Source organism: Streptomyces sp. NPDC002057 (assembly GCF_040296665.1).
Taxonomy (GTDB): Bacteria; Actinomycetota; Actinomycetes; order Streptomycetales; family Streptomycetaceae; genus Streptomyces.
Genome location: NZ_JBEOXR010000039.1, coordinates 14,458 through 29,820, shown reverse-complemented (window position 1 = coordinate 29,820; position 15,363 = coordinate 14,458). Strand labels below are relative to the sequence as shown.

At 74.0% G+C, this 15,363-nt stretch carries 14 protein-coding genes; 9 read left to right on the top strand and 5 right to left on the bottom strand.

What is annotated here, in order from left to right; all coding sequences use genetic code 11:
• Window positions 1-42: 42 nt before the first annotated feature.
• The gene (locus ABT129_RS26195; RefSeq protein WP_351906301.1) at window positions 43-1,572 is read left to right on the top strand and encodes an NCS1 family nucleobase:cation symporter-1; all 1,530 of its coding nucleotides are present in this window, start codon (window positions 43-45) and stop codon (window positions 1,570-1,572) included.
• Here the strand turns inward: ABT129_RS26195 and ABT129_RS26190 are convergent.
• The 3 genes from ABT129_RS26190 to lplAB form a co-directional block, all read right to left on the bottom strand.
• Window positions 1,526-2,317 carry a serine protease gene (locus tag ABT129_RS26190; protein ID WP_351906298.1) on the bottom strand — a complete coding sequence of 264 codons (792 nt, stop codon included), beginning with the start codon at window positions 2,315-2,317 and terminating at the stop codon, window positions 1,526-1,528. The genes ABT129_RS26195 and ABT129_RS26190 overlap by 47 nt on opposite strands.
• 172 nt (window positions 2,318-2,489) lie before the next feature.
• Window positions 2,490-3,374, bottom strand: a complete 885-nt coding sequence (locus tag ABT129_RS26185) for a hypothetical protein (protein WP_351906295.1) — start codon at window positions 3,372-3,374, stop codon at window positions 2,490-2,492.
• A 130-nt stretch (window positions 3,375-3,504) separates the two neighbouring features.
• Window positions 3,505-4,572 (bottom strand): lipoate-protein ligase LplAB, encoded by a 1,068-nt coding sequence (lplAB, locus tag ABT129_RS26180; protein WP_351906292.1) that lies wholly within the window; start codon window positions 4,570-4,572, stop codon window positions 3,505-3,507.
• Window positions 4,573-4,684: 112 nt separating this feature from the next.
• Here lplAB and ABT129_RS26175 point away from each other — a divergent pair, with 112 nt between their 5' ends.
• The 7 genes from ABT129_RS26175 (at window position 4,685) to ABT129_RS26145 (ending at window position 10,894) form a co-directional block, all read left to right on the top strand.
• On the top strand, window positions 4,685-5,521 hold the full coding sequence (locus ABT129_RS26175; RefSeq protein ID WP_351906289.1) for an inositol monophosphatase family protein: 837 nt from the start codon (window positions 4,685-4,687) through the stop codon (window positions 5,519-5,521).
• A gap of 83 nt (window positions 5,522-5,604) precedes the next feature.
• On the top strand, window positions 5,605-7,023 hold the full coding sequence (locus ABT129_RS26170; protein ID WP_351906446.1) for a phytoene desaturase family protein: 1,419 nt from the start codon (window positions 5,605-5,607) through the stop codon (window positions 7,021-7,023).
• Between the two features lie 9 nt (window positions 7,024-7,032).
• A complete protein-coding gene (locus ABT129_RS26165; RefSeq protein WP_351906286.1) occupies window positions 7,033-7,653 on the top strand; it encodes an L-threonylcarbamoyladenylate synthase in 621 nt (206 codons plus the stop codon).
• A 143-nt stretch (window positions 7,654-7,796) separates the two neighbouring features.
• The gene (locus ABT129_RS26160; RefSeq protein WP_351906283.1) at window positions 7,797-8,558 is read left to right on the top strand and encodes a metallophosphoesterase; all 762 of its coding nucleotides are present in this window, start codon (window positions 7,797-7,799) and stop codon (window positions 8,556-8,558) included.
• Window positions 8,559-8,649: 91 nt separating this feature from the next.
• On the top strand, window positions 8,650-10,134 hold the full coding sequence (locus tag ABT129_RS26155) for an AlkA N-terminal domain-containing protein (RefSeq protein ID WP_351906280.1): 1,485 nt from the start codon (window positions 8,650-8,652) through the stop codon (window positions 10,132-10,134).
• 6 nt (window positions 10,135-10,140) lie between these two features.
• Window positions 10,141-10,638, top strand: a complete 498-nt coding sequence (locus ABT129_RS26150) for a methylated-DNA--[protein]-cysteine S-methyltransferase (RefSeq protein ID WP_351906277.1) — start codon at window positions 10,141-10,143, stop codon at window positions 10,636-10,638.
• A gap of 52 nt (window positions 10,639-10,690) precedes the next feature.
• Window positions 10,691-10,894: a DUF2191 domain-containing protein gene (locus tag ABT129_RS26145; RefSeq protein ID WP_351906274.1), complete on the top strand. Its 204-nt coding sequence runs from the start codon at window positions 10,691-10,693 to the stop codon at window positions 10,892-10,894.
• Window positions 10,895-10,940: 46 nt separating this feature from the next.
• Here ABT129_RS26145 and ABT129_RS26140 read toward each other — a convergent pair whose 3' ends face one another.
• Window positions 10,941-12,632 (bottom strand): BCCT family transporter, encoded by a 1,692-nt coding sequence (locus ABT129_RS26140; protein ID WP_351906271.1) that lies wholly within the window; start codon window positions 12,630-12,632, stop codon window positions 10,941-10,943.
• 112 nt (window positions 12,633-12,744) lie between these two features.
• On the opposite strand from ABT129_RS26140, the gene ABT129_RS26135 reads away from it, so the two are divergent.
• Window positions 12,745-13,896 carry a glycerate kinase gene (locus ABT129_RS26135; protein WP_351906268.1) on the top strand — a complete coding sequence of 384 codons (1,152 nt, stop codon included), beginning with the start codon at window positions 12,745-12,747 and terminating at the stop codon, window positions 13,894-13,896.
• 129 nt (window positions 13,897-14,025) lie between these two features.
• Here ABT129_RS26135 and ABT129_RS26130 read toward each other — a convergent pair whose 3' ends face one another.
• The gene (locus tag ABT129_RS26130) at window positions 14,026-15,225 is read right to left on the bottom strand and encodes a PucR family transcriptional regulator (RefSeq protein WP_351906265.1); all 1,200 of its coding nucleotides are present in this window, start codon (window positions 15,223-15,225) and stop codon (window positions 14,026-14,028) included.
• Window positions 15,226-15,363: the final 138 nt, after the last annotated feature.

The following is a 15,363-nucleotide window of genomic DNA, read 5'->3' as shown; positions in this document are numbered from 1 at the left end:
GCACGGCCTCGTTCCCGTCCCCGAACGAAGGGTTCCGCCGTCATGACCACCACCAGACCCGCCGGAAGACCCGTCATATCCGACGGCCGTGTCGAACTCCCGCCGGGCACGGCCCCCGGCGACCCCCGATTCGTCAACGAGGACCTGCTCCCCGTCCCCGTCGCCCGGCGCCGCTGGACCACCTACAATTTCGCCGCCCTCTGGGTCGGCATGGCCCACAACATCCCCTCCTGGCTGCTCGCCTCCGGTCTCGTCGCCCTCGGCATGGACTGGAAGCAGGCGGTCCTCACGATCGCCCTGGCCAATGTGATCGTCCTCCTCCCGATGCTGCTCACCGGCCACGCCGGACCGAAGTACGGCATCCCCTTCCCCGTCCTGGCCCGCGCCTCCTTCGGTCTGCGCGGGGCGAACCTGCCCGCCCTGATCAGGGCCGGCGTCGCCTGCGCCTGGTTCGGCATCCAGACCTGGATCGGCGGCCAGGGCGTCTTCATCCTGCTCGACAAGATGTTCGGCGGCTGGGCGGAGGCGTCGAGGATCGGCGGCCAGCCCTGGACGCTCTGGCTCTGCTTCGTCCTCTTCTGGGCCCTCGAACTCGCCATCATCTACCGGGGGATGGAGGCCCTGCGCCGCTTCGAGAACTGGGCCGCGCCGTTCGTCATCGTCGGCGCGCTCGTCCTCCTCTGGTGGGTGGCGGCCAAGGCGGGCGGCCTCGGGCCGCTGCTCGACCAGCCGTCGAAGCTCGGCTGGGGCGCCGACTTCTGGCCCGTCTTCTTCCCCTCCCTCATGGGCATGATCGCCTTCTGGGCCACGCTCAGCCTCAACATCCCCGACTTCACCCGCTTCGGCGCCGGCCAGCGCGCCCAGGTCTGGGGCCAGACCCTCGGCCTCCCCACCACCATGACCCTGTTCGCGCTGCTGTCGGTGCTCGTCACCTCCGGCTCCCAGGCCGTGTACGGGGCGCCCGTCTGGGACCCGGTGGCGCTCGCCGCCAAGACCGACAACGTCTTCGGACTGCTCTTCGCCCTGGTCACCGTGGTCGTGGCGACCCTCTCGGTGAACATCGCGGCCAACGTGGTCTCACCGGCCTACGACCTCGCCAACCTCGCCCCGAAGCGGATCGACTTCCGTACGGGCGCGCTGATCACCGGCGTCGTCGGCGTGCTGATCATGCCGTGGAAGCTGACCGCCACCCCCGAGCTGTACATCTTCACCTGGCTCGGTCTCGTCGGCGGCCTCCTCGGAACGGTCGCCGGCATCCTGATCGCCGACTACTGGCTCGTCCGCCGCACCGTCCTCGACCTCGAAGGGCTCTACCGCGCCGACGGCCCCTACTGGTACCGGGGCGGCTGGAACCCGGCGGCCGTGCTCGCCTTCCTGGTCGGCGGCGTCCTCGCCGTCGGCGGCTCCCACTCGGCCCCGGGCGCCGGGCCGTTCCCCGAGGACGGTCTCGTCCCCTTCCTGAAACCGCTCGCCGACTACGGCTGGGCCGTCGGCCTCGCCGCCTCGCTGCTCCTCTACACGGCCCTCATGAGACGCGGGGGAGCCGTCCGGTCGTCCGCTCGATCCAGCTGAGGTACGAGCGGACACGGGTGTTCACGGCGGGGGTGTCGGTGGCGCACGCCCTGCCGTAGGACACCAGACCCACGACGTACGGCCGGCCCCCCACCACCCGGACCAGGGGGCCGCCGGAGTCGTACTGGCAGGTGTCCCGGCCGGGGGCGTACGTGCAGATCTGGGTGGGCGCGACCTGCTCCATGCCCCGGCTCGCGCAGGCCGTGTTGCTCAGGGTCCCGAGGGCCACGGTCCGCAGGACGTCCGAGGCGCGGCCGCCGAACGAGGTCGTGCCCCAGCCGGGGACCTCGACCTGCGTGCCGTCCAGGCGGGCGTGCGTGGACGAGGAGGGCAGACCGACCGGCCGCACGTCGCGGTTGAGCGCGACCGGCTCGGCGAGTTCGACGAGGGCGATGTCGTTCAGCTGGGTGCCCGGGTCGTAGTCGGGGTGCGGGACGAAGCGGGCGGGTGTCAGCTGGACCGCGTGCGGGCTGTCGGTGCCGGTCGTCAGGTCGTGGTCGCCGAGCAGCACCCCCACCCGCGCGGGGTCGGCGTACGAGCCCGTCAGGCAGTGGGCGGCGGTGAGCACGTACCGGCCGCCGATCAGCGCCCCGCCGCACATCACCCGGCGCTCCACCACGTCCACGAGACCCGCCATGAAGGGGTACTGGTGGGGCCGTGCCTCTTGGCCGCCGACGACCGCCTGCGCGGGCGGCGCGATCCCGAGGGGGCACACCGCCAGCACCGCGCCCGCGACCGTCGCCATGAGCTTCCTCGCCCGTCCCACCTGATCTCCGTACCGTCGGCGCCGTGTTCCCGGGGCCGACGGCGTGCGGAGACGTTTCCGCACGTCCGTACCGGCCCGCGTGGGCATCAACGAGACGGGCGGGATGTGGTCACCTGACGAGGGGGCCGGACCGGTGACCGGGCGCCGTTGATCAGCTCTCGGCGTCCGGCGCCCAGCCGGGCACGTGCGCGGCCGCCGCCGCGTCCCAGGCGGCGGCGCCGCCCGGGAACGGCCAGGCGCGGGTCAGGTCGGGGGAGTGGACGATCGCCGTGAGGTCGGCGGCCAGCCGCCGGCTCTCGTTCGCGATCCGCAGCGGGGCGAGCGGGCCGTCGAGCGCCGCGAGCCGCTGCTCGTACGCGATCACCTGGCGCTCGGCGCAGAGCGCCACCCACGCGGCGTCGGCCGCCCGCGACAGGAGGAGCACCTCCGGCCGGCCGCCCTCCGCGAGCGCCGCCGTCAGACGGTCGTGACCGTCGAGGACCACCGGGGAGTTGAGCCCGCTGATCCACCAGGCGAACACCGGCGGCAGCACGCCCTCGCGGTACTGACGGCGGTACGCCTTCACCCGCGGCGCCTCCGGACGCGACAGCGCCCGCAGCGGCAGCAGATCGCGCGCGTCCTCCACCGGGTCGCCGTATCCGAACCAGGTCAGATGGCCCCGGTCCGGATCGTGGGCCAGGAGCTTGGGCCAGTTGGCGTCCACGAACCACCGGTGGGCGTCCGGGGCCAGCAGCCACTCGCCCGTGTGGAGCGGCCCGTCGGCCGCCGTCCTGAGCTCCGCCTCCGCGAACGCGGCCCACCGCTCCGACCACTCCGCCGAACCCGGTGCCGCGAACTCCGCCACCGCACGGGCCCGTTCGGCCCGCGGCGGGGGCAGCGGAGAGGCGTACCGTCCGGTGCGCGCGTAGTGCAGACCGCGGTGGGTGGCCCGCTGCCGGGCGAAGAGGACGGGGTCCGCGCCCTGGAGCAGCACCAGCCGGCGCCCGTCGGCGCTCTCCATCCGCAGACCGGGCTTCACCGGACCCTCGACACGCATGGCGCCACCCTACGCACGCCCGCGCGGCCGGAGCACGGCACCGGCGCCGCCCGCGCCGTCCTCTCCGCGTCGCCGGACCGTCGTACCCGCGCCGTCCTCTCCGCGTCGCCCGACCGTCGTACCGGCCGGGCTACGGCACCCGCGCCGTCCACTCCGCCGTGCCGAACTTCGTCTCCGCCAGCTCCTTCGCCCGCGTCAGCTCGTCCTCCGTGACGTGGCCCCCGGACAGCCCGTACCGGCCGCGGAAGGAGGCGATCATCCGCTCGATCACCGCCTCGCGCGGCAGGCCCGTCTGGCGCCGCAGCGGGTCCACCCGCTTCTTCGCGCTCTTCGTGCCCTTGTCGGAGAGCTTCTCGCGGCCGATCCGGAGCACCTCCGTCATCTTGTCCGCGTCGATGTCGTACGCCATCGTCACGTGGTGCAGGACCGCTCCCCGGCCCGTCACGATCCGCTTCTGCGCCGCGCCCGCGATCTTGCCCGCGTCCGTGGCGATGTCGTTGAGCGGCTGGTACCAGGCCCGGACGCCCATGTCGCCGAGGGCGCCGAGGACCCAGTCGTCGAGGTAGGCGTAGCTGTCGGTGAAGGACAGGCCCTGGACGAGGGCGTCGGGCACGGAGAGCGAGTACGTGATCGTGTTGCCGGGCTCGATGAACATGGCCCCGCCCCCGCTGATCCGCCGCACCACCTGGATGCCGTGCCGCCCGGCCGCCTCCGGGTCGACCTCGTTGCGCAGGGACTGGAAACTGCCGATGACCACCGCGGGGGCGCCCCACTCCCAGACCCGCAGGGTCGGCGGGCGGCGGCCCGCGGCCACCTCCGCCGTCAGGACCTCGTCGAGCGCCATGTGGAGGGCCGGCGACTGGGGCGGCTCGTGGATCAGCTGCCAGTCGTAGTCGGTCCAGTCCGTGGCGTGGGCCAGGGCGCGCCGGACCGCGACGCCGACGCCCTCCGAGGTCAGCCCGAACATCCGCGTGTCCGGCGGCAGCGCCGCGTCGATCCGCGCCGCGAGCCCGGGGGCGTCCGTGTCGACCGGGGCGCCCTCCAGCGCCCGGTCGATCGCCAGGATCGCCTCGTCCGGTTCCAGGAAGAAGTCGCCCGCGACCCGGACGTTCCGCAGGACCCCGTCCTCGGCGTCGAGGTCGACGACCACCAGTTTCCCGCCGGGGACCTTGTACTCACCGTGGTACGCGCCGTGCACGGAACCCTCCCTGCGTGTAAGGGGTGAACTGGGCCAAAGGGTACTCCCCGGGGAAACGGAGGGTGACGAATGCGACGGTCCGGTTGTCAGCGCCCCGTGCTTAGCTGGACACATGACCGATCAGTTCCTTGAGCACGTCCTCGACGGCCGTACGACCGAGGTCGAGGAGGCGGTCCGCAAGGCGGCCGCCGCCGAGATCATGCCGCGCTTCCGGCAGCTGGCCGCCGACGACATCGTCGAGAAGAACGGCCCGCACGACCTGGTCACCGTCGCCGACCGCGAGGCCGAGGCCCACCTCACCGCCTCCCTCACGGCCCTGCTGCCCGGCTCGGTGGTCGTCGGCGAGGAGGCCGTCCACGCCGACCCCGCCGTCTACGAGGCGCTGCGCGGCGACGCCCCCGTCTGGATCGTCGACCCCGTCGACGGCACTCGCCAGTTCGTCCACGGCGACCCCGGCTTCTGCACCCTCGTCGCCCTCGCCCTCCACGGCGAGGTGCTCGCCTCCTGGACCTTCGCGCCCGCCCTCGACGAGTTCGCCGTGGCCGTGCGCGGCCGGGGCGCCACCCTCAACGGGCAGCCGCTGAAAGCCGGTTCGCCCACCCCCGGCGCGGTCCTCTCCGTCGCCACCTCGCACCCCGACTACACCACCCAGGACCAGAAGAGCGCCCTGCTCGGCCTGGTCACCGAGGGCGTCGCCCCCCGGCCCTGCGGCTCCGCCGGACTCGAGTACCTCGCCGTGGCGCGCGGCACGCTCGACGCCACCGCCTTCTCCTGGGAGTACGCCTGGGACCACGCCGCCGGACTGCTCCTGGTCACCGAGGCGGGCGGCGCGCACACGACCCTGGCCGGGGAGCCCTTCCGGATCACCGGGGGGAACGCGCTGCCGTTCACCGCGGCCCGGGACACGGCGACCGCCGAGCGGATCCGCGCCCTCCTCGGGGGGCAGTGAGGGCGGCCACCCCCACCGGCCTATCCTGAGAACCCTGGCCATCGGCTGACGTGAGGAGTCCGAAGGTGTCGAAGGATGCGTCGATGCTCGATGTCGTCGTCGTGGGTGCGGGCCCCAACGGGCTGACCGCCGCCGTCGAACTGGCCCGCCGCGGCTTCTCCGTGGCCGTCTTCGAGGCCAGGTCCACGGTCGGCGGCGGCGCCAGGACCGAGGAGCTCACCCTCCCCGGCTTCCGTCACGACCCCTGCTCCGCCGTGCACCCCCTCGGGGCCGGGTCGCCCGTCTTCAGGACGATGCCCCTGGACCGGTACGGACTGGAGTGGCTCCACCCCGAACTGCCCATGGCCCACCCCTGGGACGACGGCACCGCGGCCGTCCTCGCCCGCTCCGTCGCCGAGACCGCCTCCTCCTTCGGACCGCGCGACGCCGGGGCGTACCGCAGGCTCGTCGCCCCCTTCCTCGGCAAGTGGGACACCCTGGCACGGGACTTCATGCAGCTGCCGCTCACCGCGCTGCCCAGCGACCCCGTCACCCTCGCCCGCTTCGGCCTCGCCGGACTGCCGCCCTCCACCTGGCTGATGCGCCGCTTCCGGGACGAGAAGGCCCGCGCGCTCTTCGCCGGGCTCGTCGGCCATGTCATCGCCCCGCTGGGCGGCTTCGCCACGGGTGCCGTCGGTCTCGTCTTCGCGCTCGCCGCCCACGCCGGCGGCTGGCCCGTGCCCCGGGGCGGCTCCCAGTCCATCTCCGACGCGCTCACCGCGTACCTCAAGGACCTCGGCGGCGCCGTCCACACCGACTTCGAGGTCAAGCGGCTCGACGACCTGCCGCCCGCCCGCGCCTACGTCTTCGACACCTCGCCCACGGCCCTCGCCCGGATCGCCGGGTTCGGCGGCCACTACGACCACTACCGGTACGGCGCGAGCGCCTTCAAGATCGATTACGCGCTGGACGGGCCCGTGCCCTGGACCGCCGAGGAGGCCCGCCGCGCCGGGACGGTCCAGGTCGGCCCCACCGCCGGGGACATCGACACCGCCCTGCGCCAGGCCTCCTCCGGCACCGCCCCCGACACGCCCTTCCTCATCACCGCCCAGCCCAGCCTCGTCGACCCGTCCCGCGCCCCCGAGGGCAAGCACGTGTTCTGGGCGTACGGCCATGTGCCGAACGGCTGGCGGGGCGACCTCACCGAGGCGATCGAGCGTCAGATCGAGCGCTTCGCCCCAGGCTTCCGCGACCGCGTCCTGGCCCGCGCCACGGCCGGGCCGCCCGAACTCGCCGACCGCAACGCCAACTACGTCGGCGGGGACATCGCCTGCGGCGCCGCCCGCGGCCTCCAGCTGGTGCTGCGCCCCACCCTCTCCCTCCGCCCCTACGCCACCCCGCACCCGGCGGTCTTCCTCTGCTCCTCCGCCACCCCGCCCGGCCCCGGCGTCCACGGCATGTCCGGGCACAACGCGGCGAAGGCCGTCTGGCGCCGGCTGCGCGCCTCCGCCCGCGAAAATTAGACTGACCCCATGGCGAAGTACTTCGACGTTCACCCCGACAACCCGCAGCCGCGCACCATCGGCGCGGTGGCCGACAGCATCCGGAACGGGGCGCTCGTCGCGTACCCGACCGACTCCTGCTACGCGCTCGGCTCCCGACTCGGCAGCCGGGACGGCATCACCCGCATCCGGGCCATCCGCGACCTCGACGACCGGCACCACTTCACCCTCATGTGCTCGAACTTCGCCCAGCTGGGCCAGCTCGTGCACATCGACAACGACGTCTTCCGCGCGGTCAAGGCCGCCACCCCCGGCCCGTACACCTTCATCCTCCCGGCGACGAAGGAGGTGCCGCGCCAGCTGCTCCACCCCAAGAAGAAGACGGTCGGCGTCCGCATCCCCGACCACGTCGTCACCCAGGCCCTGCTCGCCGAGCTGGGCGAGCCGCTGCTCTCCAGCACCCTGCTCCTGCCCGACGAGGCGGAACCGCTGACCCAGGGCTGGGAGATCAAGGAGCGGCTCGACCACCAGGTGGACGCGGTGGTCGACTCCGGCGACTGCGGCACCGAACCCACCACCGTCGTCGACTTCTCCAGCGGCGAACCCGAGATCGTGCGCCGCGGGGCCGGCGACACCTCCCGGTTCGAGTAACCGCCCGCACCCCGGCCCGTCCGGTCCGGTGGCCGCCCCGGCGGGGCGGGCCACCGGTCGCGAAGCGGCCCTTACGGCATGGAACATGATCGCCGTACGGTCGGGCGAGAAGCACCCGCCCACCCCGACGGAGGACCGGTCACGTGATCGTCATCGCCCATGTCAGCGACATCCATGTCGACGGGGAACCGCGCAGCGCCGACCGCACCCGCGCCGTCCTGCGGTACCTGGAGGACCTGCCGTACGACCTGGCGGCCGTCCTCGTCACCGGGGACGTCACCGACCACGGGACCCCGGCCGAGTACGCGGCGGCGCGGGAGCTGCTGAACTCCCGCCATCCGCTGCTCGTCTGCCCCGGCAACCACGACGACCGCGCCGCCTTCCGCAAGGTCCTCCTCGCCGACGGGACGGAAGCGCGCCCGTACGCCCCCGTCAACCGGCTCCTCCGGGGCGAGGGCTTCGTGATCGCCCTCTGCGACTCCTCCGTCCCCGGCGAGCACCACGGCCTCCTGGAGGACGAGACCGTCGAGTGGCTGGAGGAGGTCCTCGACGCCACCCCGCGCGAGGTGCCCGTCCTCGTCGCCTTCCACCACCCGCCCGTCCCGCTGCACACCCCGTACGTGGACGAGATCCGCCAGTTCGGCGAGGAGCGGCTCGCCGCGCTCGCCGACCGCCACCCCCACCTCACCGCCTTCCTCGCGGGCCACGCCCACACCGCCGCCGCCACGACCTTCGCCGGGCGTCCACTGCTCGTCGCCCCCGGCGTCGTCTCGGCGATCCGCCTCCCCTGGGAGCGCCCGGAGACGGATCCGCACGTCCACCTCGACCAGCCGCCCGCGCTCGCCTTCCACGTCCTGGGCGAGGACGGCAGGCTGACCACGCACTACCGGACGGTCACCGTCTGAGCCGGGAGGGGATCGGGGGCCGGGCAGGTCCAGGGACGACCATGTCGTTTTCTCGCCAGCCCCCGAGCCGTCCGTCCCCGATCCTGGACTCATGCACACCGACACCGAGAGCTGCGTACGGGCCGTCCAGTCGAAGGACGCCCGCTTCGACGGCGTGTTCTTCACGGCCGTCCGCACCACCCGGATCTACTGCCGGCCCAGCTGCCCGGTCGTCCCGCCCAAGCCCGAGAACATGGAGTTCCACGCCAGCGCCGCCTCCTGCCAGCGCGCCGGGTTCCGGGCCTGCAAGCGCTGCCGCCCCGACACCAGCCCCGGCTCGCCCGAGTGGAACGTCCGCGCCGACGCCGTCGCCCGCGCCGTACGGCTCATCCAGGACGGGGTCGTCGACCGGGAGGGCGTTCCCGGGCTCGCCCGGCGCCTCGGCTGGTCCACCCGCCAGATCGAACGCCAGCTCCTCGCCGAACTGGGCGCCGGGCCCCTCGCCCTGGCCCGCGCCCAGCGCGCCCAGACCGCGCGGGTCCTCGTCGAGACCACCCCGATGCCGCTCGGCGAGGTCGCCTTCGCCGCCGGGTTCTCCTCCATCCGCACCTTCAACGACACCGTCCGCGAGGTCTTCGCCCTCACCCCCGGCGAGCTCCGCGCCCGGGCCGCACGCCCGGCCCCCGACCGGGCCCCCACCCCCGGGGTGATCACCCTCCGGCTGCCGTTCCGCACCCCGCTGGAACCCTCCAACCTCTTCGGTCACCTCGCCGCCACCGCCGTCCCCGGCGTGGAGGAGTGGCGCGACGGCGCCTACCGCAGAACCCTCGCCCTGCCGTACGGACACGGCATCGTCGCCCTCGCGCCCCGCCCCGACCACATCGCCTGCCGCCTCTCCCTCACCGACCCCCGCGACCTCACCCACGCGATCAGCCGCTGCCGCCGCCTCCTCGACCTCGACGCCGACCCCGTCGCCGTCGACGAGCGGCTGCGCGCCGACCCGCTGCTCGCGCCGATCGTCGACACGGCCCCCGGCCGCCGGGTGCCCGGGACCGTCGACCCCGCCGAGTTCGCCGTCCGGGCCGTCCTCGGCCAGCAGGTCTCCACCGCCGCCGCCCGCACCCACGCCGCCCGGCTCGTCACCGCGCACGGCACCCCCGTCGACGACCCCGAGGGCGGCCTCACCCACCTCTTCCCGAGCCCCGGGGCCCTGGCCGCCCTCGACCCCGAGACCCTCGCCCTGCCCCGCAGCCGCCGCACCACCCTCCTCACCCTGGTCGGGGCGCTCGCCGACGGCTCCCTCACCCTCGGTCCCGCCGACGACCGGGAGGAGGCCAGGGCCCGGCTGCTCGCCCTGCCCGGATTCGGCCCCTGGACCACCGAGATCATCGCCATGCGGGCCCTCGGCGACCCCGACGCCTTCCTCCCCGGTGACCTCGGCGTCCGCCGGGCCGCCGAGGGGCTCGGCCTGCCCGGCACCCCGGCCGCGCTCACCGCCCGCGCCGCGCACTGGCGCCCCTGGCGCGCGTACGCCGTCCAGTACCTCTGGGCGACCGACGACCACCCGATCAACCTCCTGCCCAGCGAAGGACACTGAACCGCCATGGCCCCCACCGTCCAGCACACCGTCATGGACAGTCCGTACGAGCCGCTGACCCTCGTCGCCGTCGACGGCGTCCTGAGCCGCCTCCACATGACGGGGCAGCGCCACCGCCCGCCCGAGGAGACCTTCGGCGAGCCCGACCCGCGCCCCTTCGGCGAGGCGATCCGCCAGCTCGACGCCTACTTCGCGGGGGAACTCACCGAGTTCGACCTCCCCCTGCACCTCGTCGGCACCGACTTCCAGCTCCGGGTCTGGGCCGAGCTGTGCCGCATCCCCTACGGCGAGACCCGGACGTACGGCGAACTCGCCGAACGCCTCGGCAACGCCGGCGCCTCCCGCGCCGTGGGCCTCGCCAACGGCAAGAACCCGGTCGGCGTCATCGTCCCCTGCCACCGGGTGGTCGGCGCGGGGGGCGGCCTCACCGGGTACGGGGGCGGGCTCGACCGCAAACAGCGGCTGCTCGCCTTCGAGTCGGGCCGCGACGGCACCCTCTTCTGAGGGCCGGGGAAGAGCCGTGCGGCGCCCGGCCACCGGGTGTTAGGTTCCGGACATGGCCAAGGTGAACATCGGTCTCGACGCCGAACTCGTCGTGGAAGTCATGGTTCTGGCCGGCATCGGCAACCCCCAGGACGCCGTCGAGGCGGTGGTCCGCGACTACATCGCCCGCGGACACCGCACGGAGGCGCGAGCCGTCAGCCGGGACGAGGCCGTGCGCACCGGGGAGGCCGTCCCGCCGGAGCCCCCGCAGGGCTGAGCACCCGCCCGCCGCGTCCTCGCCCACCGCCTCCCCGTCGGGTCCCTCAGCGTCCGCCCTCGGGCGGCTCGGGGGGCTCCGCGTCGGTACGGGCCCTCGCCGCCCGGCGCAGCCGGTGGTGGGAGTCGGAGCCCTGCTCCGTCATCGCCTCGCCGACCAGGGTCCGTACCGCGTCCCGCAGACCGTGCAGGGCGTGGTGCCGGGCCGGGCCCGCCCCCGGGTCCTCCCGCAGCTCCCGCAGGAGTGCCCAGCACAGCACCAGCATCACCACCACGAACGGCAGCGCCACCAGGATCGTCGCCGTCTGGAGCGATGTCAGACCGCCCACCAGGAGCAGGACCGCCGCCACGGCGGCCATCAGGACGCCCCAGGCCACCACGAGCCAGGTCGGCGGGTGCAGCGAACCGCGGCTCGTCAGCGAACCCATCACGAGCGAGGCCGAGTCCGCGCTGGTGACGAAGTACGTCATCACCAGGAGCATCGCGATGACCGAGGTGACCGTGCCGATCGGCAGCGCCTCCAGCATCGCGAACAACGAGGCCTCCGCCCCGTCGTCGATCGCCGACGCCAGGTCGGCGGCGCCCGTGGACTCCAGCCGGATCGCCGTCCCGCCCATCACGCAGAACCACACCACCGTCGCCCCCGACGGCACGAGCAGCACACCCATCAGGAACTCCCGGATCGTGCGGCCGCGCGAGATCCGGGCGATGAAGGTGCCGACGAACGGCGCCCAGGAGAGCCACCACGCCCAGTAGAAGATCGTCCAGGCCCCGAGCCAGGAACGGTCGGTGAACGCGCCCGTCCGGCTCGCCATCGCCAGCAGGTCGTTCAGGTAGCCGCCGACCGAGGCCGGGATCGTGTCCAGGATGTAGACCGTCGGACCCAGCAGGAAGACGAACAGCATCAGACAGCCCGCGAGGATGATGTTCAGCGTGGAGAGCCACTTCACCCCCTTGTGGAGCCCCGAGAACGCCGACAGGACGAAGGCCGCCGAGAGCGCCACGATGACGATCAGCTGGGTGGACGTGGTGTTCTCCACGCCCATCGTCAGGTTCAGCCCCTCGGCGACCTGGAGGGCGCCGAGCCCCAGACTCGTCGCCGTGCCGAACACCGTCGCGAAGACGGCGAGCAGATCGATCGCCTTGCCCGGCCAGGAGTCCGCCCGGCGCGCCCCGATCAGCGGCACGAAGGCGGAACTCAGCCGGTTCCCGCGACCCTTGCGGAAACCCGCGTACGCGAGGGCGAGCCCCGCGATGCCGTAGATCGCCCACGGGGTCAGCGTCCAGTGGAAGAACGAGTACTCCAGAGCCGTACGGGCGGCCGCGCCCGTCCCCGCCGGGACCCCGGTGGCCGGGGGAGGAGCGAGGAAGTGGGTGAGCGGCTCCCCGACCCCGTAGAACATCAGGCCGATGCCCATACCGGCGCTGAACATCATCGCGATCCACGCCAGGTTGGTGAACTCGGGCTCCGAGTCGTCCGCGCCCAGCCGGATCCGGCCGAAGCGGCTCAGCGCGATCACCACGCACAGCACCAGGAACGTGTCCGCCGCCACCACGAACAGCCAGGCGAAATTGTCGAGCACCCAGCGCAGCGCCGAGGACGAGGCGCTGTCGAAGGAGTCCTCGCCGAGCGCCGCCCAGGCGACCACCGCCACGACGGCCGCCATCCCGATCCCGATGACCTTGCCGTCGGGCGCGTATTGCTCCTGTGGGGCCCGTTCGGTCGGTTCCGTACTCATGCGACCCCACTATGGTGCGACATATAGGTGCATCTGGGGGTGGCACGCCGTCCGGAGGTACGGATAGGGTCGGCCTCGGCGCGACTGCACGTTCGAAAGCAAGGGATGCAAGGTGACGGACGGAGCAGCAACTCAGGTGGCTCACGTGCTCGTGGCGGCCGACAAGTTCAAGGGTTCGCTCACGGCCGTACAGGTCGCGGAGCGGGTCACAGCAGGACTGCGACGGGTCGTCCCGGAGCTCACGGTGGAGACACTGCCCGTCGCGGACGGTGGCGACGGCACCGTCGCGGCAGCCGTCGCGGCCGGATTCGAACGCCGCGAGGTCCAGGTGACGGGCCCCCTCGGCGACTCCGTGACCGCGGCCTACGCGCTCCGCGACACCACCGCGGTCGTCGAGATGGCGGAGGCCTCCGGTCTCCAGCTCCTCCCGCCCGGCGTGTTCGCCCCGCTGACCGCGACCACGTACGGCTCCGGCGAGCTCCTCCGCGCCGCGCTCGACGCCGGCGCGACCACCCTCGTCTTCGGCGTCGGCGGCAGCGCCACCACCGACGGCGGCGCCGGCATGCTCGCCGCGCTCGGCGCCCGCTTCCTCGACGCGGACGGCGCCCCCGTGGGCCCCGGCGGCGCGGCCCTCGCCGATCTGGCCACGGCCGACCTCAGCGGCCTCGACACCCGCTTCGCCTCGGTCGACCTGATCCTCGCGAGCGACGTCGACAACCCGCTGACCGGGCCCAAGGGCGCCCCCGCCGTCTACGGCCCGCAGAAGGGCGCCACCCCGGACGACGTCCGCACCCTGGACGCGGCCCTCGCCCACTTCGCCACCGTCCTGGAGAAGGCCATCGGCCCCAAGGCGGCCGAGGCGGCCGTCGCCCCCGGCGCCGGCGGCGCGGGCGGCATCGGCTACGGCGCGCTCATCCTCGGCGCCGGCTTCCGCCCCGGCATCGAACTGATGCTGGAGGTCCTCGGCTTCGCCCCCGCCCTGGAGCGCGCCACCCTCGTCATCACCGGAGAGGGCTCCCTCGACGAGCAGACCCTCCACGGCAAGGCCCCGGCGGGCGTCGCCGCGGCGGCCCGCGCCGCCGGCAAGGACGTCGTCGCGGTCTGCGGCCGCCTGGCCCTGGCGCCCGAAGCCCTGGGCAGGGCGGGCATCCGCCGCGCGTACTCCCTCACGGCGCTCGAACCCGACCCCGCGAAGTCCATGGCGAACGCGGGCCCCCTCCTGGAGGACGCGGCGGCCGCCCTGGCCCGCGACTTCCTGGTGTAGCGCCCCGCGCCGGTGCGCGCCCTCCCGGTCCGTGGGCGGACGTTCCGCGGGACGGGACGGCCGCCCACGACGGGGCGCGGGGCGGCGGGCACCCGCGGGGGCGCGGCGCCGGTTCCGGAAGGCCCGCCGTCACCCCGACGCCGTCAGCCGGAACGCGTCGAGGGCCAGCGTCATCTCCGTCAGGTCCCGCGGCCGCGACAGCGACCGGGACGTCAGCTGTTCGAGCCGCCGCAACCGGTTGAAGACCGTGTTCCGGTGGCAGTACAGCCGTCCCGCCGCCCGCCCCGCCGACCCCTCGCAGTCCAGCCACGCGTCCAGCGTCTCCAGGAGGACGGCCCGGTCCGCCGGGTCCAGTTCGAGCAGGCCCCCCAGGACGTCCGAGACCAGCAGGTTCGCCATCTCCGGCTGGCCCACCACGAGCGCGCCCGCCATCCGCCGGTCGAGCCGTACGATCTCGCGGCTGCCCGGCGGACACGTCCGCAGCGCCAGCTCCGCGAGCCGGCGCGCCCGGCCCAGCTCGGTGAGGCCCACGACCACCGGACTGATCCCGCCGGGACCCGGGCACCGCCCGTCGAGGAGTTCCGACAGCGCGTCCAGCCCGGTGTCCCCGGCCAGCGCCACCACCCCCAGCTCGCAGTCGGCGCCCATCCGCCACAGGAACCGCACTCCCTCGCCCTGCACCTGCCGGTGGAACGGCTCGCGCTCCTCCCGCCGGTCGTAGCGCAGCACCACCACCGCGTACCGCCCCTGCTCCGGCAGGTCCAGGCCCGCCGCGGCCCGTGACACCAGCTCGGGCGACCGCCGGCCCTGGAGCAGGGCGTCCAGGAGCGCCTGGAGCTGCTCGTCCGTGCGGCGGCGCAGTTCGAGCTCCGTCGTCCGGTACGCCTCCGACGCCGTGTCCGCCTGCGCGTCCACCGCCGACCACACCGTCGTCGCCGACTGCATCAGCGCCGCCAGCTGCGCCGTGTCCGTCCCCGCGCCCTCGATCAGCGCGTCCCAGACCAGATGCCCGGCGTGCCGGTAGGCGTGCACGACCAGTTCGAGCGGCATGCCCTGCGCGGCCCGCCGCCGGCCCATCCCGTCCGCGTGCTCCAGATCCCGCCGGGGCGAGTTCCGCGGCGCCGAGATCATCTCGATCCCGATCCGCATCGCCTCCTGCGCCTCCTGCCAGTGCTGGTCGTACGGCAGGATCCGCCCGTAGGCGGGCTCGTACGCGTGGAGTTCCCTCAGATGCTCGTCCACCAGCTCCGGCACCCGCTCCAGAAGCGCCGTGCACGCCTGAGCGAGCACCTTCCAGTCGTCACCGGTCCGCCTTCTGCGCCGTCCCATGCCCGGAGGATCCACCGCCCCGGCCCCCTCCGCACACCCCTGACGCGCAGCGTTGTGCGCATGCACAGCCCGTCGGCGCACCCGATGGTCACCGGCAGCGATTCGGCGGCGGGCCGTGGACGCGCGGTCCGGCGCGGT

What these genes read in the sequence shown, in the direction of transcription:
- ABT129_RS26195 (WP_351906301.1), top strand. Translation starts at nt 43, where the DNA reads ATGACCACCACCAGACCCGCCGGAAGACCCGTCATATCCGACGGCCGT.
- ABT129_RS26145 (WP_351906274.1), top strand. Translation starts at nt 10,691, where the DNA reads ATGGCCAAGGTGAACATCGGTCTCGACGCCGAACTCGTCGTGGAAGTC.
- ABT129_RS26185 (WP_351906295.1), bottom strand. Translation starts at nt 3,374, where the DNA reads ATGCGTGTCGAGGGTCCGGTGAAGCCCGGTCTGCGGATGGAGAGCGCC.
- ABT129_RS26140 (WP_351906271.1), bottom strand. Translation starts at nt 12,632, where the DNA reads ATGAGTACGGAACCGACCGAACGGGCCCCACAGGAGCAATACGCGCCC.
- ABT129_RS26130 (WP_351906265.1), bottom strand. Translation starts at nt 15,225, where the DNA reads ATGGGACGGCGCAGAAGGCGGACCGGTGACGACTGGAAGGTGCTCGCT.
- ABT129_RS26165 (WP_351906286.1), top strand. Translation starts at nt 7,033, where the DNA reads ATGGCGAAGTACTTCGACGTTCACCCCGACAACCCGCAGCCGCGCACC.
- ABT129_RS26150 (WP_351906277.1), top strand. Translation starts at nt 10,141, where the DNA reads ATGGCCCCCACCGTCCAGCACACCGTCATGGACAGTCCGTACGAGCCG.
- ABT129_RS26175 (WP_351906289.1), top strand. Translation starts at nt 4,685, where the DNA reads ATGACCGATCAGTTCCTTGAGCACGTCCTCGACGGCCGTACGACCGAG.
- ABT129_RS26155 (WP_351906280.1), top strand. Translation starts at nt 8,650, where the DNA reads ATGCACACCGACACCGAGAGCTGCGTACGGGCCGTCCAGTCGAAGGAC.
- ABT129_RS26190 (WP_351906298.1), bottom strand. Translation starts at nt 2,317, where the DNA reads ATGGCGACGGTCGCGGGCGCGGTGCTGGCGGTGTGCCCCCTCGGGATC.
- ABT129_RS26170 (WP_351906446.1), top strand. Translation starts at nt 5,605, where the DNA reads ATGCTCGATGTCGTCGTCGTGGGTGCGGGCCCCAACGGGCTGACCGCC.